Source organism: Nonomuraea sp. NPDC050022 (assembly GCF_044460705.1).
GTDB lineage: Bacteria > Actinomycetota > Actinomycetes > Streptosporangiales > Streptosporangiaceae > Nonomuraea.
The window spans coordinates 1,353,585-1,371,702 of the sequence record NZ_JBITKE010000001.1; the positions used below are offsets into that span (position 1 = coordinate 1,353,585).

The 18,118-nt window shown below is 68.8% G+C and carries 18 protein-coding genes; 10 read left to right on the forward strand and 8 right to left on the reverse strand.

What is annotated here, in order from left to right; genetic code table 11:
- Positions 1-20: 20 nt before the first annotated feature.
- Positions 21-944, forward strand: coding sequence for an ATP-binding cassette domain-containing protein (locus ACIBO2_RS05935; protein ID WP_397295588.1), 924 nt, complete (start codon positions 21-23; stop codon positions 942-944).
- A 141-nt stretch (positions 945-1,085) separates the two neighbouring features.
- Positions 1,086-1,922 (forward strand): ABC transporter permease, encoded by an 837-nt coding sequence (locus tag ACIBO2_RS05940; RefSeq protein WP_358537500.1) that lies wholly within the window; start codon positions 1,086-1,088, stop codon positions 1,920-1,922.
- On the opposite strand, the gene ACIBO2_RS05945 is transcribed toward ACIBO2_RS05940, so the two are convergent.
- Genes ACIBO2_RS05945 through ACIBO2_RS05965 form a run of 5 tightly spaced genes read right to left on the reverse strand, consistent with a single transcriptional unit; the run spans position 1,901 to position 6,996 of the window.
- Positions 1,901-2,098 (reverse strand): NAD(P)-binding protein, encoded by a 198-nt coding sequence (locus ACIBO2_RS05945; protein WP_397295590.1) that lies wholly within the window; start codon positions 2,096-2,098, stop codon positions 1,901-1,903. The two genes, ACIBO2_RS05940 and ACIBO2_RS05945, sit on opposite strands and share 22 nt — an antisense overlap.
- Entirely contained in the window at positions 2,050-3,003 is a 954-nt protein-coding gene (locus ACIBO2_RS05950) for an ABC transporter substrate-binding protein (protein WP_358537503.1), read from the reverse strand. Before ACIBO2_RS05950 ends, ACIBO2_RS05945 begins: the two co-directional genes overlap by 49 nt.
- 56 nt (positions 3,004-3,059) lie before the next feature.
- Positions 3,060-4,028, reverse strand: coding sequence for an ABC transporter substrate-binding protein (locus ACIBO2_RS05955; protein ID WP_397295592.1), 969 nt, complete (start codon positions 4,026-4,028; stop codon positions 3,060-3,062).
- Positions 4,025-5,938, reverse strand: coding sequence for an ABC transporter permease (locus tag ACIBO2_RS05960; RefSeq protein WP_397295594.1), 1,914 nt, complete (start codon positions 5,936-5,938; stop codon positions 4,025-4,027). The genes ACIBO2_RS05955 and ACIBO2_RS05960 overlap by 4 nt, the downstream gene beginning before the upstream one ends.
- A complete protein-coding gene (locus ACIBO2_RS05965; protein ID WP_397295596.1) occupies positions 5,935-6,996 on the reverse strand; it encodes a glycine betaine/L-proline ABC transporter ATP-binding protein in 1,062 nt (353 codons plus the stop codon). Before ACIBO2_RS05965 ends, ACIBO2_RS05960 begins: the two co-directional genes overlap by 4 nt.
- A gap of 347 nt (positions 6,997-7,343) precedes the next feature.
- Between ACIBO2_RS05965 and ACIBO2_RS05970 the strand changes: the two genes are divergently transcribed.
- From ACIBO2_RS05970 to ACIBO2_RS05985, 4 genes are all read left to right on the forward strand, one after another.
- Positions 7,344-9,827, forward strand: coding sequence for a nitrate- and nitrite sensing domain-containing protein (locus ACIBO2_RS05970; protein ID WP_397295598.1), 2,484 nt, complete (start codon positions 7,344-7,346; stop codon positions 9,825-9,827).
- A gap of 2 nt (positions 9,828-9,829) precedes the next feature.
- Positions 9,830-10,252, forward strand: coding sequence for a roadblock/LC7 domain-containing protein (locus ACIBO2_RS05975; RefSeq protein ID WP_225290600.1), 423 nt, complete (start codon positions 9,830-9,832; stop codon positions 10,250-10,252).
- A 67-nt stretch (positions 10,253-10,319) separates the two neighbouring features.
- Positions 10,320-10,634, forward strand: a complete 315-nt coding sequence (locus ACIBO2_RS05980; RefSeq protein ID WP_358537562.1) for a DUF742 domain-containing protein — start codon at positions 10,320-10,322, stop codon at positions 10,632-10,634.
- On the forward strand, positions 10,615-11,193 hold the full coding sequence (locus ACIBO2_RS05985) for an ATP/GTP-binding protein (RefSeq protein WP_358537518.1): 579 nt from the start codon (positions 10,615-10,617) through the stop codon (positions 11,191-11,193). Before ACIBO2_RS05980 ends, ACIBO2_RS05985 begins: the two co-directional genes overlap by 20 nt.
- Before the next feature lie 57 nt (positions 11,194-11,250).
- Here ACIBO2_RS05985 and ACIBO2_RS05990 read toward each other — a convergent pair whose 3' ends face one another.
- Together ACIBO2_RS05990 and ACIBO2_RS05995 are read right to left on the reverse strand one after the other, a co-directional pair.
- The gene (locus ACIBO2_RS05990) at positions 11,251-12,243 is read right to left on the reverse strand and encodes an SIS domain-containing protein (protein ID WP_397295600.1); all 993 of its coding nucleotides are present in this window, start codon (positions 12,241-12,243) and stop codon (positions 11,251-11,253) included.
- A 40-nt stretch (positions 12,244-12,283) separates the two neighbouring features.
- Positions 12,284-13,429 (reverse strand): hypothetical protein, encoded by a 1,146-nt coding sequence (locus tag ACIBO2_RS05995; protein WP_358537523.1) that lies wholly within the window; start codon positions 13,427-13,429, stop codon positions 12,284-12,286.
- A 169-nt stretch (positions 13,430-13,598) separates the two neighbouring features.
- Between ACIBO2_RS05995 and ACIBO2_RS06000 the strand changes: the two genes are divergently transcribed.
- Genes ACIBO2_RS06000 through ACIBO2_RS06015 form a run of 4 tightly spaced genes read left to right on the forward strand, consistent with a single transcriptional unit; the run spans position 13,599 to position 17,409 of the window.
- Complete coding sequence (locus ACIBO2_RS06000; protein WP_358537526.1) at positions 13,599-14,717, forward strand: spermidine/putrescine ABC transporter substrate-binding protein; 1,119 nt, start codon at positions 13,599-13,601, stop codon at positions 14,715-14,717.
- A gap of 32 nt (positions 14,718-14,749) precedes the next feature.
- On the forward strand, positions 14,750-15,589 hold the full coding sequence (locus ACIBO2_RS06005) for an ABC transporter permease (RefSeq protein ID WP_357942911.1): 840 nt from the start codon (positions 14,750-14,752) through the stop codon (positions 15,587-15,589).
- Positions 15,582-16,361 (forward strand): ABC transporter permease, encoded by a 780-nt coding sequence (locus ACIBO2_RS06010; RefSeq protein WP_358537529.1) that lies wholly within the window; start codon positions 15,582-15,584, stop codon positions 16,359-16,361. The genes ACIBO2_RS06005 and ACIBO2_RS06010 overlap by 8 nt, the downstream gene beginning before the upstream one ends.
- Positions 16,348-17,409 (forward strand): ABC transporter ATP-binding protein, encoded by a 1,062-nt coding sequence (locus ACIBO2_RS06015; RefSeq protein WP_358537532.1) that lies wholly within the window; start codon positions 16,348-16,350, stop codon positions 17,407-17,409. Before ACIBO2_RS06010 ends, ACIBO2_RS06015 begins: the two co-directional genes overlap by 14 nt.
- Before the next feature lie 20 nt (positions 17,410-17,429).
- On the opposite strand, the gene ACIBO2_RS06020 is transcribed toward ACIBO2_RS06015, so the two are convergent.
- Positions 17,430-18,035, reverse strand: coding sequence for a helix-turn-helix domain-containing protein (locus ACIBO2_RS06020; protein ID WP_358427410.1), 606 nt, complete (start codon positions 18,033-18,035; stop codon positions 17,430-17,432).
- Positions 18,036-18,118: the final 83 nt, after the last annotated feature.

Here is an 18,118-nt window from a genome sequence, read left to right on the forward strand (position 1 = left end):
ACGGAATTCAAGGAGGCGTTATGGCGGCGGTGCTCGCACAGGGCCTGCGCAAGGCGTACGGCAAGAAGACGGCCCTTGACGGCTTCGATCTGGAGGTGGCCGAGGGCACGGTCTGCGGGCTGCTCGGCCCGAACGGCGCGGGCAAGACCACGGCCGTCAGGATCCTCACCACGCTCCTGCGCCCGGACGGCGGCCGCGCGGAGGTGGCCGGGTTCGACGTGGCGGCCCGCCCCCGGCTGGTACGGCAGAGCATCGGCCTCGTCGGCCAGCACGCGGCGGTGGACGAGGTGCTGACCGGCAGACAGAACCTGGAGCTGTTCGGCCGCCTCTACCACCTGGACGCCGGCGCGGCCAGGAGGCGGGCCACCGAACTGCTGGACGCGTTCGGCCTGGAGCATCCGGGTCCCGTCAAGGAATACTCGGGCGGTATGCGGCGCCGGCTCGATCTGGCGGCCGGTATGATCCTCTCCCCGCCCGTGCTCTTCCTCGACGAGCCCACCACGGGGCTCGACCCGCGCAGCCGCGGCGAGGTGTGGAAGGCGGTGCGCGCCCTCGTCGCCACCGGCACCACGGTGCTGCTCACCACCCAATACCTGGAGGAGGCCGACCAGCTCGCGGACCGCGTCTCGGTCATCGACACCGGAAGGGTCGTCGCCGAGGGCACGCCGGGCGAGCTCAAGTCCGAGCTCGGCGGCGACCGGCTCGACGTGGTCGTCAGGGACGCGGCGCGGCTGGCCGAGGCCGCCGGGATCGTCGGCCGGGTGGCCGCCGGGCCCGCCGAGATCGACGAGGACACCCGTCACGTGAGCGCACCGGTGAGCGAGCGGGTTCAGGCGCTCACGGCGGTCCTGACGGCGTTCTCGGCCGCGGGCATCGAGGCCGAGGACGTCGCGCTGCGCAGGCCGACACTCGACGAGGTCTTCCTGAGCCTCACCGCCGCCTGAAACCCGACGGACTCACCGCCGCCTGACCCCACGGACCTCACGGCCGCGTGAGACCCCACGGACCTCACGGCCGCGTGAGACCCCACGGACCGCATCGCCGAGTGAACTCCTCGGACCTCAACCGACCTTAGGAGCTCCGACATGACCGCAGTAGCTTCCGACCTGACCGCGACCGCTGTGGACGGGCCGCTCACCCGGCTGCGCTGGGCGCTGGCCGACGGGTGGGCGGTCGCGCGGCGTGACCTGATCCACTGGATCGCCCAGCCCATGACGATCGTGTTCGGGGTCGCGTTTCCCGTGGTGATCACCCTCGCGTTCGGCTATCTGTTCGGCGGCGCGGTGGACGTGCCCGAGGGAGCCGACTACTTCGCCTTCCTCATGCCCGGCATGTACGGCATGACCATGCTGTTCGGACTCGGTGCCACCATGGTCGCGATCACCACGGACCTCTCCCGTGGCGTGACCGACCGGTTCCGGTCCATGCCGATGGCCCCCTCGGCCGTCCTCATCGGCCGGGCCCTCGCCGACCTGCTCAACTCGGTGCTGGTCCTGGCGGGCCTGCTGGCCTGCGGCTTCGCGGTGGGGTGGCGCCCGGCGAGTCTCGGCGGGGCGCTCGGGGCCGTGGGACTGCTCCTGCTGCTGCGCTTCGCCCTGCTGTGGGTGGGGATGTACCTCGGTCTGGTGACCAAGGACCCGGGGGCGGTGACGGTCATCCAGACGTTGGAGTTTCCGATCGGGTTCCTCTCGAACGCCTTCGTCGCCCCGGCCACCATGCCGGGCTGGCTGGGCGCCGTCTCCGAGTGGAACCCGCTGTCGTCGACCGTCGCGGCGGCCAGGGAACTGTTCGGCAATCCCGGCTGGGGCGGCGAGTCGTGGATCGCCCAGCACGCGGTGACGATGGCGATCGTCTGGCCGCTGGCGATCACCGCCGTCTTCTTCGTCCTGTCGGTCCGCCTCTACCAGCGCCTGGACCGGTAGCGCGGTAGCCACCATGGTTCCCTGGGTGTTTTCTCCAGCACCAGCACCGACGCAGAGGGATCGGCGCTGAGCCGGTTGGCCAGAGCGCACCCCGCCGACCCGCTGCCCACGATGACGTAGTCGAACCTCAACGGGGGATCCAGTCCTTCCACACGATCTTGTTCTCGTCGACCCACTTCTTGGCGGCCTCGTCGGCGCTCATCTTGCCGTTGATCATGTCACTGGCGACCGCGTTCTGGTTGTCGTTGCTCCAGGTGAAGTTGCGGACCAGCTCGTACGCCGGGCCGCCGGTCTCGGCGAACTTCTTGCTCACGATCTTGTCGAGCAGGTACGGCGGATAGTCGCAGGCGACCTTGGTGGCGGCGGCGTCGCAGCCTATGGAGTAGGCGGGCAGGTTGATCTTGACGAGTTTGACCTTGGTGAACAGCCACTGGGGTTCGTAGAAATACATCAGCACCGGCGTACGATTCTTGGTCGCCACCTGTGCCGCCTTGATCAGAGCGTCCTCGCTGCCGGAGTAGACGACCCGGTAATCGAGGCCGAGGTTCTTCACGAGCGCCTCGTCATTGGTGACGAACGACTGATCGCCGTCGAGCACCTGACCGAAATTTCCGGATTTAGCGGTCCGAAATAGGCTCGAATACTTGTTCAAGCTCCGCCAGTTCGTGATGTCCGGATATTTCTTGACCATCCACTCGGGGACGTACCATCCGATCACACCTTTGTTTCCGGTGAGACCAGCGGAGAGCGCGACCTTCTTGTCCTCGATGTACTCCTTCTTAAGATCGCTGTGCCCCCAATTCTCGACGATCACGTCGACCTGGCCGGTCTCGAAGCCCTTCCAGGAGTCCTCCTCTTTCATCTTGCGCTTCTGGACCTTGTATCCCAGCTCGTGTTCGAGCAGGTAGGCCAGTACGGCGGCCTGGGCCTCGTAGCCCACCCAGCCGTGCACGTCGATGCGCACCGTGCCCTTCGCCGCGGCGGCGGGCGACGGCGCCCCGCTGGAACAGGCCGTCAGCAACAGGGCCGCCACCAGCGGCCCGGCGATCGTCTTGGTACGCAGGTGAAGCATGTGAGGCATGTGAGGCTCCACGACCGCGGCCCGCCCGGGGCCGCGGTCAAGAGGGGTTAAGACGGTTACTTGGGGATCCACGCCTGCCACTTGGCGGTGTTGGCCTCGACCCACTTCTTGGCGGCCTGCTCGCCGGTCATGCCCGCGTTGGTCATGTCGTTGGCGACGGCGTTCTGGTCCTCGTTGGTCCAGCTGAAGTTCTTGACCAGGTCGTAGGCCTTGCCGCCGGTGTCGGCGAACTTCTTGCTCACGATCTTGTCGAGGTCCAGCTCCGCGTAGTCGCAGGCGACCTTCTTGGCATCGCTGTCGCAGCCCTGGGTGTAGGCGGGCAGGTTGACCCGGACGAGATCGACCTTGTCGAACAGCCAATGCGGCGTCCAGAAGTAGAACAGCAGCGCCTTCTTCTGCTCCTGCGCCTGGGTCGCCGACTTGAGCAGGGCCGCCTCGCTGCCGCCCGTGACCACCTTGAAGTCCAGTTTGAGGTTCTTGACCAGGGCCTCGTCATTGGTGACATAGCTGGGGTCGCCGTCAAGAAGCTGGCCCTTGCCGCCGGACTCCGACGTCTTGAACAGACTGGCGTACTTGTTCAGGTTCTTCCAGTCGGTGATGTCCGGGTACTTGTCGGCCATCCACTTGGGCACGTACCAGCCGATGACGCCCTTGTTGCCGGTCGAACCGGCCGACATGGCGACCTTCTTCTCCTCGATGAACTTCTTCGCCAGGTCCGGGTGACCCCAGTTCTCGATGATGACGTCCACGTCGCCGGTCTCGAAGCCCTCCCAGGCGAGCTGCTCCTTGATCTCCGGGAGCTGGACGTCGTAGTGGAGCTCGTTCTTCAGCAGGTACGCCACCACGTTGGCGCTGGCCTCGTAGCCCACCCACGGGTTGATCGCTATCTTGACGGTCCCGGCGCTCGAAGCGCTGCCCTGGGCCTTGGGCGCGGCGGAGCTGGACGGCTCTTCGACCTTGGCGCCGCCGCATCCCGCAGCCGCGAGCCCGAGCGCGAGAAGGCCTGCGAGCAGGCGAATCTTCATGTGGTTTTCCTTCTTTGGGGGGAAGGGCGCCTGTCGGCACCCTGCGTGATGCGGTCGAGCATGACCCCGAGCAGGACCGTCGCGATGCCGGCGACGAAGCCCATCCCGAAGTCGGTCCGCTGGGAGAAGCCCACGACCACGTCGTAGCCGAGGGCGCCGGCCCCGACCAGGCCGCCCACGACGACCATGGCCAGCGTCATCACGATGCCCTGGTTGGCGGCCAGCAGGATCGCCCGGCGGGCCATCGGCAGCTGCACCTTCCACAGGAGCTGGCCCGAGGTGGACCCGGCGGCCGTGGCCGCCTCCACCACGGTCGCGGGCACCGCCCTGATGCCGTCCTCGACCAGGCGGACGACCGGGGGCACCGCGTAGATGACCGAGGCGAAGATCGCGGTGAACCTGGTCGTCTCGAACAGGGCGAGCGCGGGCAGCAGGTAGACGAAGGCCGGCATGGTCTGCGCGGCGTCGAGTATCGGGCGCTGCACGGCCGAGTAGCGGGACGACCGTGCGGCCGCCACACCCAGCAGCAGGCCGATGACCAGGGTGACGAGCACCGCGACCGCGACGGTGGTGAGCGTCTGCATGGCGTGCTCCCAGATGCCGAGCAGCGCGATCGCCAGCAGGCAGCCGAGCGCCGTGAGCGCCGGTCGTACGCCGCTCACCCGCCAGGCCAGCAGCAGCGCGGCGGCGGCGATCAGCCACCACGGCGCCGAGGTGAGCAGGCTCTCCAGCGGGTTGAGCAGGAGGTCGGTGGTGACGTCCTTGACGAACGTCGTGACGCCGTACCAGCTGGTCTCGGCCCAGTGCACCGCGTCGTTGACCTGGACGACGAAGTTGACCGTCCAGTCCTCGGGCCACTCGGCGGGCAGCAGCGGCGTCAGCGCCAGCCCTGCGGCGGCCAGCGCGGCGGCAATGATCAGCTGGACTCGGCCGATTCGGCGGTGTGGGTCTTTTCTGGCGAGCGCGACCAGCATGCGGTCCAGCACCACCGCCATGACGACGATCGCGATGCCGGCCGGGAGCATGATGCCGACCTGGGCGCGTGACAGGCCGCGGATGATGTCGCCGCCCAGGCCCGGCGCCGAGATGAGGTTGGCGATGACGACCATCGACAGTGCCATCATGATGGTCTGGTTGATTGCTAGGGCCATCGTGGACCTGGCCAGCGGCAGGTAGACCTTGAACAGCGTCTGGCGGCCCGTGGCGCCCAGCGAAGACGACGCCTCGACGGCGGTGGGGGAGACCTGCTCGATGGCCAGCGCGGTGATGCGGATGGCCGGCGGGATCGAGTAGATCATCGTCGCGATGGCGCCGGCGGGCGCGCCGATGTGGAAGAACAGCACCAGCGGCGCCAGATAGGCGAACGTCGGCATGATCTGCATGACGTCCAGGACCGGAGTGATCGCCCGGCGCACCCGTGGCGAGAGCCCCGCCCAGATGCCCAGCGGGATCCCGATCGCCAGCGACAGCAGCACCGAGGCCGCGACCAGGGCCAGCGTGTCGACGCTCGACTGCCAGAGCCCGAGCACACCGAACGAGCCGACTCCGGCGACCGCCGGCAGCGCGATCCGCCAGCCGCCCGCGAGCCAGGCCAGCGCGCCCATCACGCCGATGAGTCCGGGCCAGCCGAGCGCGTACAGCCCAGCTTGGAAGGCCGTGTAGACCGAGCCGACGAAGATCCGGATGTAGTTCAGGAAGTACAGGAACAGCGGGTTGGAGTTCCGGTGGTCGTCGATCCACTCGCGCAGGTCGGTGAGCGCCAGGAACTGCGGCGCCGACTTGTCGTGCGGGAGCGTTCCCGTGCCGCGGAAGAGGAGGTAGGCGACGGCGAACAGCACCGCGATCCCCGCCGGCAGCGCCCACCTGGGCACACGCAGCCTGGAGGGAGTCGTGACGGCCGTGGTGCTCATGCGCTCGCCTGTACGGCGTTCGCCGCGCCCTGCCCCGCGAGGAAGGTGAGCATGTCCACCCGGTCCACGACTCCGGCCAGCTCGTCACCGTCGACGACCCGGATGGGCCGGGAGGAGGACGACATGGCGCCGATCGCGTCCTTGATGACCGTGTGCGCGGGCAGGACCGGGCCGTCGAGGGGCTCGCCGGGCTCGGGCGGGCGGCAGATCCAGCGCAGCGTGAGCACGTGGCTCCGGGGGATGTCGCGGACGAAGTCGGCCACGTAGTCGTCGGCCGGCGCGCCCACCAGCTCCTCCGGCGTGCCGAGCTGCACGATCGCCCCGGCCCGCATGATCGCGATGCGTTCGCCCAGCTTGAGCGCCTCGGACAGGTCGTGGGTGATGAACACCATCGTCTTGCCGACCTCGCGGTGCAGGCGGATCACCTCGGCCTGCATGTCGCGGCGGATCAGCGGGTCCAGCGCGCTGAACGGCTCGTCGAAGAGCATCACCCGAGGGTCGACGGCGAGCGCGCGGGCCAGGCCGACCCGCTGCTGCATGCCGCCGGAGAGCTGGTCGGGGTAGGCGTCGGCGTGCCCGTCGAGGCCGACGAGGGAGAGGATCTCCCCGGCCCGCGCGTGCCGCGCGGCCTTGGCCAGGCCCTGGACCTCCAGGCCGTAGGCGACGTTGTCGATCACCCGCCGGTGGGGGAGCAGGCCGAAGTGCTGGAACACCATGCTGACCCGGTGGCGGCGGATCTCGCGTAAGCGGGCGGGGGCGGCGCGGCCGATGTCCTCGCCGTCGATCCTGACCTCGCCCGCGCTCGGCTCGATGAGCCTGGTGAGGCAGCGGACCAGGGTGGATTTACCGCTTCCTGAAAGGCCCATGACGACGAAGACCTCGCCAGGCCGTACCTCGAAACTGACATCTCTGACCGCGGCGGTGCAACCTGTCTTCTCTCTCAGTACGGCGGGTTCGAGATACCTGTCATCGCACTCCAGGACCCTTTCCGCCTTTGGGCCGAAGATCTTCCACAGCCCCTCGACTTCGATGGCCGCACTGTCGGGAGAAACCGCCACACTCGCCTCCTCGCTTTGCCGGGGCTCAACCTATGTCTTGGATAACGCAAATCTCAACGCTGTGACCTTTAGGAGACATCTGCGCCTCTCCGGTGTTATAGCCATGGAACGGTACAAACGCCCACAAGCGGACACTTGTTCAGTTATTGGAATATTTCTCGGCCAATGGTCAGCATAAATGGGGCTCCAGGTTCTCGTCCCATGTGCCACACAACTCAACTTTTGTGGCCTTATGTTCGCTTGGCCGAGCTGGTAGGTATGTGTTCCAATTACCGGCACTTGCTGATTTTCCCCAGGGGCCTCAGGCGCCCTTCATATACGCCGATTCGGGCGAGAGGTTGCGTTCGGTGAGTACTCAGTTGGGTGAACGGCAGGCGGACGAGGCAAGCTGGCGTCTGCGCAACTGGCGTGTCCGGGCGCGGCTGGTCGCCCTCATCGTCATCCCGACCGCCGCCGCCGTCCTGCTCGGCGGCTTCCAGGTGTTCGCCTCGATAGGCGCCGCCGGTGACTACACCCGTACCAACCGGCTGGCGCAGCTGTCCCAGCAGGTCGGCGCGCTCACCCACCTGGTCGCCGGCGAGCGCGCCAGGACCTCGTGGTTCATCGCCAGGGGCCGGCCCGTGACGGGGCTGGCCGCCGTGCGCAACCAGATGGACCAGGTGGACGAGTCCACCAAGGAGGTACGCGCCAGCGCCGAGCTGTTGGTGGGCGACGTCACCGGCCGTACCGCCGACCAGATCGAGAACATGCTGAGCCGCCTGAACGACCTGGCCGGCCTGCGCGAGCAGGCGCTCGAAGCCGAGCTGCTGCCCGGTGCCTGCGTCGAGCTCTACACCACGGTGATCAATGAGCTGCTGTCGGTGCACAACGAGCTGATCAAGGGCAGCCAGGACGACGAGCTGTTCCGGCAGACCCGCATGCTCGACTCGCTGGCCCAGGCCAAGGAGAGCGTCTCGCTCCAGCAGGCGCTGGTCACCACCGGCCTGGTCGAGGGGAGTCTCGACCAGGAACAGCTCAAGCGCTTCCTCGGCGAGCTGTCGCGCGAGCGCAACGAGCGCAAGAGCTTCGGCGACGAGGCCACCGCTGAGGAGCGCCGCTTCTTCGACGAGACCGTCAACGGCAGGCCCGCCGACCGCATGCTGTTCCTGCGCGAACTGGTGCTGATCCGGGCCACGGCCGGGCTGCCGCTGAGAGGGCTCGACCAGGCCAACCGCGGAGACGACGCCAAAGAGTGGTACGACGCGGGCAACGTCGTCGTCGACGCCTTCCGCAAGGTCGAGCAGCGCCAGGCGGCCGGCATCCTGACCCGCAGCGAGGCGTTGGGCGCGGCCGAGCGCCAGCGTGCCCTCATCATCGCGGGCGCCGTGCTCGCGCTGCTCATCGCCGTCCTGCTGATCACCACAGGGGTGGCCAGATCGCTGGTCCGCCCGCTGCGCCGGCTGCGCGGCGAGGCGCTGGAGATCGCCGGCCGGCGGCTGCCGGAGTTCGTCCAGCACCTGCGCGAGTCGCGCGACGGCGCGCTCAACGCCGAGGTGCCGCCGATCGGCATCTTCTCCAAGGACGAGGTGGGGGAGGTCGCGCGGGCCTTCGACGAGGTGCACCGCGAGGCCGTACGACTGGCCGGCGACGAGGCGCGGCTGCGCTCGAACGTCAACGCGATGTTCGTCAACCTGTCGCGGCGCAGCCAGACCCTCGTCGAGCGGCAGCTCACGCTGATCGAGCGGCTGGAGCGCGGCGAGCGCGACGACACCCGGCTCGGCGACCTGTTCCTGCTCGACCACCTGGCCACCCGCATGCGCCGCAACAGCGAGAACCTGCTGGTTCTGGCCGGCCAGGAGGCGGCGCGCAAGTGGAGCGAGGCCGTCGAGCTGATGGACGTCGTACGCGCGTCGCTCGGCGAGGTCGAGAGCTACGACCGGGTCAGCGTCCAGGTGCAGTCGGCGGCCGCCATCGCCGGCCAGGCGGTCAGTGACGTCGTGCATCTGCTCGCCGAGCTGGTCGAGAACGCGGTCTCGTTCTCCCCGCGCGACACCAAGGTCATCATCTCCAGCAGCCACATCGACGGCGGCGGGCTGATGGTCTCGGTCACCGACCACGGCATCGGCATGGGGCCGGAGGAGCTGGCCCAGGCCAACTGGCGGCTGGCCAACCCGCCGGTGGTCGACGTCTCGGTCTCCCGGCGGATGGGCCTGTTCGTGGTCGGCCGGCTCGCGCTGCGGCACAGCATCAGGGTGCAGCTGCGTCCCCAGGACACCGGCGGCCTGACCGCCATGGTGCTGATCCCTGAGATGCTGCTCACCGCGGTCCCCGGGCCGGCGGCGACTCCGGAGCCGCCGCCGTTCGTCCAGGTGCCGATGCAGGCCACACCGGCGATGCCCGGCCTCGGCCACCCGTCGTACGACCCCGCGTTCGACCAGCCGCTCGATTCGGCGTCGTGGTTCAGCTCACAGCACACGCATTCGGTGGAGGTGCCGATGCCCGATCTGGCCTCCTCCCCACCGCCGCAGGCCGACAACGAGTTCTACTCCTCTTTCGAGTCGAGCTGGTTCACCAAGGCGACGCCGACGCCGGACCAGCGCGACCCCGCCTGGACCTCGCCGGCCGACACCGGATGGCAGGCGGCGGGAGCGATCGGCGAACCCGCGCAGAGCGGGACGACCACATCCGGACTGCCCAAGCGGACGCCGAAGGCCAACCTCGTGCCCGGCTCCGCCACGCCCCCGCCGACGCCCGTGCAGGCGCCGCCGGTCTCGCCCGACCGGTTGCGCAGCAGGCTCGCCAGCTACCAGCAGGGCGTGCGCAAGGGCCGCGAAGAATTAGAGGAGGAATGATGATGAAGAACCTGAGCCAGGCGGCCAGGGATCTGAACTGGCTGGTCAGCGGTTTCGTGGAGCAGGTGCCCGGCGTCGCCCACACGGTGGTGGTCTCCGCCGATGGGCTTCCGGTGGCCATCTCCCGGGGATTCCCCCAAGACCGCGCCGACCAGCTCGCGGCCATCGCGGCGGGGCTGATCAGCCTCACCCAGGGCGCCGCGCGCGTCTTCGAAGGCGGCGGAGTCACCCAGACCCTCATCGAGATGGACCGCGGGCTGCTTCTGGCCATGGCCATCAGTGACGGTTCGTGCCTGGCGGTGCTGGCCGCACCCGATTGCGACATGGGCCTGGTGGCCTACCAGATGACGATTCTGGTCGAGCGCGCGGGGCAAGTGCTCACGCCCGCCGTCCGCGCGGAACTCTCGGCCGCGCGAACCTGGTGATGGGAGCGGACTGTTGGCAGCGTGGGACGACCGCGGACCGGAGCCCGAGCGCAGCTCGTTGGTCCGGATGTACGCCGTCACGGGCGGCCGGACCGCCCCACGCGGTGGCCTGGCGATGGAGGCGCTGGTCTCCTCGTCGACCTCGATGCGGCTCGGTATGGCCTACACCCGGGAGTACCGGGCGATCAGCGAGCTGTGCCGTCAGGTCCGCTCGGTGGCCGAGGTGTCGGCTATGCTGCGGATCCCGCTCGGAGTGGCGCGGGTGCTGATCGCCGACATGGAGTCGGAAGGGCTGGTACGCGTCTACCAGCCACAGCTCGAGGCAGGAATCCCGGACACGGGCCTGCTCGAAAGGGTACTCAGTGGACTTCGCAGGCTCTAGCGGGCTCACCTCGACGAAGATCGTCGTCGCGGGTGGGTTCGGCGTGGGCAAGACCACCTTCGTCGGCGCGGTGTCGGAGATCATGCCGCTGACCACGGAGGCGGTGATGACGGACGCCTCGGCGGGCATCGACGACCTCGCGCACACGCCGGGCAAGACGACCACCACCGTGGCCATGGACTTCGGGCGTGTGTCGCTCGACCGTGATCTGATCCTCTACCTGTTCGGTACGCCGGGACAGCACCGGTTCTGGTTCATGTGGGACGACCTGGTGCGGGGGGCGATCGGGGCCGTGGTCCTGGTGGACTCCCGGCGGCTGGCCGACAGCTTCCCCGCGATCGACTACTTCGAGAACGCCGGGTTGCCGTTCGTCGTCGGGCTCAACGGGTGGGACGGGCAGTTCCCGCATGTGGAGAGCGAGGTCAGGGAGGCGCTCACGCTCTCCCCGCACATCCCGATCGTGCGCACCGACGCGCGGGCCCGCGAGCCGGTCAAGAACACACTCATCGCGCTGGTCGAGCACGCGCTGAACGCCCGCGCCGCGTCCGGCGCCCGCTGACGGCTTTCAGGACGCTCTTTCAGGACGCCGCTCACCCTTCAGGACGCCGCCCACCTTTCAGGACACGGCCGACCACCAGTCGGCGGCGACCAGCTCCGCCACCAGCGTCTCCGTGAGCAGTGCCACGTCCGCGTCGCCGTCGTGCGCGTAGCGGATGGCGGCCGTGGCGTCCTTGAGATCTCCGCCGAGCAGATCGCCGCCGATGAGGTCCCCACCGACCGTGACGACCGTCGAGCCGCGCTGCCGCACCCAGTCCATGGCCTGGTCCTCGTAGCCGGAGCCGCGGAAGAGCAGCGCGCGGTAGTCGAGGGTCTTGGTGAGGTAGACGTCCACGTGGGCCCAGTCGCCCGTCTCGCAGGCGTCGGCCGGCCGGCGCGGACCCTCGCGGAACATCAGCGCCGACTGCTCCGCCGACGACAGGCGCTCCACGGGCGCGATGGTGTAGACGCCGTCCGGGCCGTCCAGCAGCTCCAGTGTCAGGGGCAGCCACTCATCCCGGCGGTCGAGGAGGTCGGCCGACGCCTCGGCGCTGCGTCGTACGAGGTCGGCCAGGTCGCGCCCGTCGCCCGTGAGATGGGCCTCCAGCGCGAGCAGGAGAGCGAGCGTGTGCTGGAACGTCCGGCAGGACACCCCGCCCCGCTCCTCGCCCGCGTGCATGGGCACGACCAGGTCGGCCGCCTTCGCGAGAGCCGAGTCAGGATGGTTGGTGAGCGCCGCCATGAACGACGGGCCGCCCGCGTAGCGGGCCACCGCGTCGAGCGTCTCGCGGCTGGTGCCCGTCGCCGAGATGGGCACCACGAGCGTCTCCGGCCCCGCCGGGTAGGACGCGGCGGCCGAGGCGTAGTCGGCGTAGGCATCGATGCCCGCCGCGCGCAGGCGGAGCGCGGCCACTCCGGCGGCATAGCGGGAGCTGCCCATGCCGAGGAACAGCACCCGCCGGACACCGGTGGGCAGCCCCTCGTACAGGCCGCCCGCCGCCAGCGCGTCCGCGAGGGTGGCGAGAGCCGCGGGCTTGGCCTCCAGATCGGCCAGGTAGAGCTCGGAATTCACGGGGTCTCCTCAGAAGTGTCTGCCTGGCAGGGCTCGGGGTTCACGGGGTCTTGTCGGGATAGCGGGCGCGCAGCACGCCCATCGGGGCGTAGCGCCAGCGGGGCAGGTGGCGGGCGGCGTAGACCAGCTCCCGGCATTCCTGCTCGATCTCGAACGGGCGCAGCAGCGACTCGTCCAGGAGATCCGGCCGCCCGCACTCGGCCAAGCGGTTCCGGTAGGCGGCCAGCAGGCGCTCGCGGGCTTCGCCGGCCCAGCCGAGCGCCTGGTCCGGCGGGGTGCCACGGCGCTCGATCGCCACCTGGGCGACGTGCTCCAGGCTCGTGGCGAGCTGGGCGAGGTCCCTGGCCGCCGGCTGGTACGGCGCGGCCTCCATGACGGTGGGGTTGCCGTCGAAGTCGATCACGGCGTAACCGTCGCGCCATCGCAGGATCTGGCCGACGTGCAGATCGCCGTGAATGCGGATCAGCGGCGTGGTGATCGGCCTGGTCAGCGGGGCCAGCTCGGCTCTGAGGGCATCGGCCCGGCCAGCCAGCCACGCGCCGTCCGCGCCGTCCGTCAGGGCGAGGGCCTCGGTCAGCGCTCGCTCGGCCCTTTCCGCCAGACGGGAAACCGGCAGACCGGAAATGGGTGTAACGGCTGGGGGAGTGGCGACGATGGAAGGGGGTGGGAAAGTGGAGAGCGCCAGGTGGAGGTCGGCGGCCAGGCGGCCGAGGGCTTCCGCGAAGGCGGTGCGGCCGGCAGCGGCCTCGTCGGCGCACCACTCCCAACCGTCCCTGGCCTCCGGCAGGTAGCCCGTGACCAGCGCGAGTAGCCTCTCGCCCGTCTCGTCCACCCGGGTCAGAGCGGCGTACGGCGGAGCCGTGTCCCGGAACCCGGCCCCGGCCAGGTGCGCGAGCAGATCGGGAGCGGGATGCGGCAGCGCCGCCGGCGGCGTCAGCCACTTGACGACCACTCGATCGGCCACGACCACGGAGTAGTTCGTCTGGTCGACATGTGCGCCGAAATCCCGTTCGACCGGCACCCCAGTGTCGAGATCCCCAGCCTCGTACGAGAGGCTGGGCAGCGCGGAGAAGCGGCGGACCGCGAACGGCGGCGGCACGTCGTCCCCTCCCCCCAGCGCCGTCACGAGCGCGGCCGAGACGCCGCGGTCCCGTGATGTGAGGGGCTTCTCACCGAGAGAGAGCAACCGCCTCCAAATTGAATCCATGTTCAACAGGAATACCAAACATCCAGGTAACAGTGTCCGCAAAAGTCTTGCTCATGTTGATTTCTGCTGCAACACTCCTCGTCTGGTCTGCCGTGCCCGGTTGGTCGCGCGACCCCTCATCCACCGGAACCCTGAAGGAGTAGCGGCCGTGTTCCGTACCCGGTTCACCCGTCGTCTTCCGGCCGCCATAGCGGTGGCTGGCCTCGCGCTCGCCGCCGCGGCGTGCGGCGGTGAGTCGACCAACGCAGGCGCGGCGCCGGCGGCGACCGCCGACCAGCTCAACCCGAACGCCGACCTGTCGAAGCAGTCGGTCAACGTGACGGTCTGGGACGGGTACACGCCCAAGGAGCTGCCGCAGAAGGTCAAGGACAAGCTCAAGTTCCCGCTGAAGATCGCGATCCACGACACCAACGAGACCGCGATGACCAAGCTGACCGCCGGTGGCGACAGCGGCATCGACGTGGCGTTCGTGTCCGGACAGTACGCCCAGGCGCTCAACGAGCAGGGCCTGCTGGAGCCGATCCACCCCGAGCTGATCCCGAACCTGTCGAACCTCTACCCCGAGGCGACCCAGCTGTCCTACGACAAGGGCAACAAGTACTCGGTGCCCTACACCTGGGGCACGACCGGCATCTGCTACCGCAGCGACCTGGTGAAGACGCCGCCGACGAGCTGGAAGGACCTCCTGCAGCCCCCGTCGTGGGCCGACAAGAAGGTCACCATGATGACCACCGAGCGCTGGCTGGCCCTGCCCGCCCTCAAGGCGCTCGGCTACTCGGTCAACACCGACAAGGACGCCGAGATCGCCAAGGCGAAGGACCTCCTCGTCGCGGCCAAGCCGCACCTGCTCGGCTACGACGACACGACCTTCGGCGACAAGCTCAAGTCCGGCGAGGCGGTCATGGTCGAGGCGTGGGACGGCTGGTGCCCGACCACGGACGCGAAGCAGAACATCAAGTTCGCGGTGCCGAAGGAGGGCAGCGACCTCTGGGTGGACACCATGGTGATCATGAAGTCCTCCAAGAACAAGGAGGCGGCGCACGCCCTGATCAACTACATCCTCGACCCCGAGATCCACAGCTGGGCCGCTGTCAACATCAACTACAAGGTGCCCAACAAGGCCGCCATGGACAAGGTGGAGATCGCCAAGGGCTCGCTGCTGGACATCAAGCCGGCCGAGCTGCTCAATGGTGAGTCGCTCATCGACCTGGGCCAGGCGTCGGTGAAGTACACGCGCCTGGCGACCGAGATCAAGGCGCAGTCGTAGTAGCAGTGAAGTCAGAAGCTGAATCCCGGCCGGTGTCCCCTTCGAGAGGACGCCGGCTGGGTGCGTTCGTTTTCCTGTCACCCGGCCTGACGTACCTGGTCGTGCTCCTGCTGGTGCCGCTCGTGCTGGTGCTGAGTTACACGCTCTTCCAGCGCGGCCGGTTCGGCGGTGTCGTCTACGAGGTCACCGGCGAGAACTTCAGCCGCCTGATCGACCCGCTCTACCTCAGCGTGGTGGGCGCCTCCCTGAAGATCGCGGGGCTCACGACGCTGCTCGCGTTGCTGCTCGGCTACCCGACGGCGTACTTGATCGCGCAGTTGCCGCGCAAGTGGAAGACGGTCGCGCTGGTCGCCGTCGTGCTGCCGTTCTGGACGAACTTCATCATCCGCGTCTACGCCTGGATCATCCTGCTCAACGGTCCCGGCCTGCTGAACTCGGGGTTGAAGGCGCTCGGCCTGGGGCCGTACGAGCTGCTCTACAACCAGGGCGCCATTGTCCTCGGGCTGCTCTACTCCTACCTGCCACTGATGGTGCTGCCGCTCTACGCGGCGATCGAACGGCTCGACCCGCAGTTGCGCGAGGCGTCGGCGAACCTGGGCGCCTCGGCGTTCAGCACCTTCCGCAAGGTGACGCTGCCGCTGACGGTGCCGGGCGTGCTGACCGGGTGCCTGTTCGTGTTCGTGCCCAGCTTCGGCAACTTCGTCATCCCCGAGATGCTCGGCGGCGGCAAGTCGGTCATGGTGGGCAACCTGATCCGCACCGAGTTCCTGCAGGCGCGCGACTGGCCCTTCGGCTCCGCGCTGACGCTGGCCCTCGTGGCGGTCCTGGTGGTGCTGCTGATCGCGCAGTCCTGGGTGGCCCGTCGTGCGTAGGTCGAAGTGGCTGCACGTCCCGTTCTGGGCGACGTACGTCTTCCTGTACGCGCCGATCGTCGTGCTCGTCGTGATGTCGTTCAACTCCGGCAGGTCGGCCTACACCTACGAGGGCTTCAGCCTCAAGTGGTACGGCGAGCTGGCCCAGGACGAGCGCATCAGGGACGGCGTGGTCAACACGCTCATCGTGGCCGCGGGCTCGACCGTCGTGGCGACCGTGCTCGGCACGCTGCTGGCCGTCGGCCTGGCCAGGTACACCCGGTCGAAGACGCTCGACGCGCTCGCCCTGATGCCGGCCGTCCTTCCCGACCTGGTGCTGGCCATCGGGCTGCTGGTCTTCTACGGGATGATCCAGCTCACCCTGGGGCTCTACTCGGTGATCCTCGCGCACGGCGTCTTCTCGATGGCGTTCGTCGCCGCGGTGGTGCGTACGAGGCTGTCGAACACCGACACCTCACTGGAGGAGGCCTCGCGCGACCTCGGGGCGGGTCCGGTCGTCACGTTCATGAAGGTGACGCTGCCGCAGCTCACGCCCGGCATCATCGCGGGCGCGCTGCTGGCCTTCACGCTGTCGCTGGACGAGTTCGTCATCGCCTTCTTCACGATCGGCAACAACGAGCAGACGCTGCCGATCGTCATCTATTCGATGATCCGTTTCGGGGTGACCCCGAAGATCAACGCGCTGGCCGCGATCCTGCTCCTGGTGAGCTTCACCGCGGTGATCGTGGGCCAGCGGATGACCAAGATCGGGGAATCACGTGCTGAAGATTGACGGGATCACCCGGCGGTTCGGTGACGTCACCGCGCTCGACGGGGTCTCCCTGGAGATCCGCCAGGGTGAGTTCTTCGCCCTGCTGGGTCCCTCCGGCTGTGGCAAGACCACGCTGCTGCGCATCCTGGCCGGATTCGAGACGCCCGACGGCGGCACGGTGACGCTGGACGGCGAGGACCTGCTCGGCAAGCAGCCGAACCGGCGGCCGATCAGCCTGATGTTCCAGTCGTACGCGCTGTTCCCGCACATGACCGTGGCCAAGAACGTGGCCTACGGCCTGGAGCGCGAGAAGCTGCCGCGCCAGGAGATCAAGCAGCGCGTCGGCGAGGTGCTGGAGACCGTCGGCCTGTCGGACCTCGGCGGCCGCAAGCCCGCCCAGCTGTCCGGCGGTCAGCGCCAGCGCGTCGCGCTCGCCCGCTCCATCGTCAAGCGCCCGCGTCTGCTCCTGCTCGACGAGCCGCTCTCCGCGCTGGACAAGAAGGTCCGCGCCGACATGCAGCTGGAGCTCAAGCGGCTGCAGCACGAGGTCGGCATCACCTTCGTGGTCGTCACCCACGACCAGGAGGAGGCCATGTCGCTCGCCGACCGCATCGCGGTCTTCGAGCGCGGCGGCGTGCGCCAGGTGGACCAGCCCGTCGAGCTCTACGAGCGGCCCCGCACCCCCTTCGTGGCCGACTTCGTCGGCGCCAACAACCTGTTCGAGGGTACGGCCGGCGGCGCCGAGGCCCTGCGGACCGAGGACTTCGGCCTGCTGCCCGGCACCCCGCTGGAGGAGCTGGAGACCGGAGCCAAGGCGCTCCTGGGCGTCCGCCCCGAGAAGATCGAGCTGCGCGAGGAGACGGCCGCGCACGGCCTCAAGGGGACCGTGCTCGACGTCAGCTTCTACGGCGGCGTCTCCCACGTCTCGGTCGACCTGCCCGGCCGCGTCAAGCCGGTCCTGGTGGCCGTGCAGGGCGCCAGCGCCGTGGAGCAGGGCGCCAAGGTCAAGCTGCACTGGCGGCACGACGACGCCGTCATCATCCCGGCGGACCAGGGAACGACTCAGTGAGCGGCGGGCCAGGGAACGGCTCAGTGAGCGAGGCCGTGGCCCGTCGCCGTGCGCGCGTAGGACAGGATCAGCTCGGCCGCCTCCTGCGGGCCTATCACCGGGTGCCGGGCGGTGATCCGATAGCCGTAGGCGTCCTCCAGGGCCACCAGGTTGCGCGAGATCGTCAGCGAGTCGGAGCTCAGCGTGAAGACGCCCAGCGCGGCCCCCGTGTCCAGGATCGACTGGTACATCGACACCTGCCGGTCATAGAGGGACGTGAGCAGCACCCCGTAGACCCGGCTGCGCCCCGCCGCCCCGCCCAGCTCGTTGAGCAGCCGGACGTCGGGGTCGAGCGGGCCGGTCGGCAGCCCCGACCTGATCGTCATGACCAGCTTCTCCGCCGGGTCGGTGAGCGCCGAGAGCTGACGCATCCGCTGCTCGTAGAACCGCTCCATCCCGGCGTGCTGCGCCTCGACCAGCAGCTCGCTGAGGTCGGGATAGTGATACAGCACGGCGCCCGAGGTAAGCCCCGCCTCCTCGGCCACGTGCGAGAGCTGGACGCGGTCGATGCCGTGACGGATGATGGCCCGCCGGGCCGCCTCGATCAGGTCGATGCGCCGGTCGCTGCGGCTCTTTCGCTGGGTCACACTCACCGCCTTGTTCGTCTGCCGTTCAGGAAGCCGTGACCATAGTGCCTTGAAGTTGACCGGCCCGCTAGATGAGTATTTGA

Coding starts and splice junctions, on each gene's coding strand:
- ACIBO2_RS05935 (WP_397295588.1), top strand. CDS start 21: ATGGCGGCGGTGCTCGCACAGGGCCTGCGCAAGGCGTACGGCAAGAAG.
- ACIBO2_RS05940 (WP_358537500.1), top strand. CDS start 1,086: ATGACCGCAGTAGCTTCCGACCTGACCGCGACCGCTGTGGACGGGCCG.
- ACIBO2_RS05950 (WP_358537503.1), bottom strand. CDS start 3,003: ATGCCTCACATGCTTCACCTGCGTACCAAGACGATCGCCGGGCCGCTG.
- ACIBO2_RS05955 (WP_397295592.1), bottom strand. CDS start 4,028: ATGAAGATTCGCCTGCTCGCAGGCCTTCTCGCGCTCGGGCTCGCGGCT.
- ACIBO2_RS05960 (WP_397295594.1), bottom strand. CDS start 5,938: ATGAGCACCACGGCCGTCACGACTCCCTCCAGGCTGCGTGTGCCCAGG.
- ACIBO2_RS05975 (WP_225290600.1), top strand. CDS start 9,830: ATGAAGAACCTGAGCCAGGCGGCCAGGGATCTGAACTGGCTGGTCAGC.
- ACIBO2_RS05980 (WP_358537562.1), top strand. CDS start 10,320: ATGTACGCCGTCACGGGCGGCCGGACCGCCCCACGCGGTGGCCTGGCG.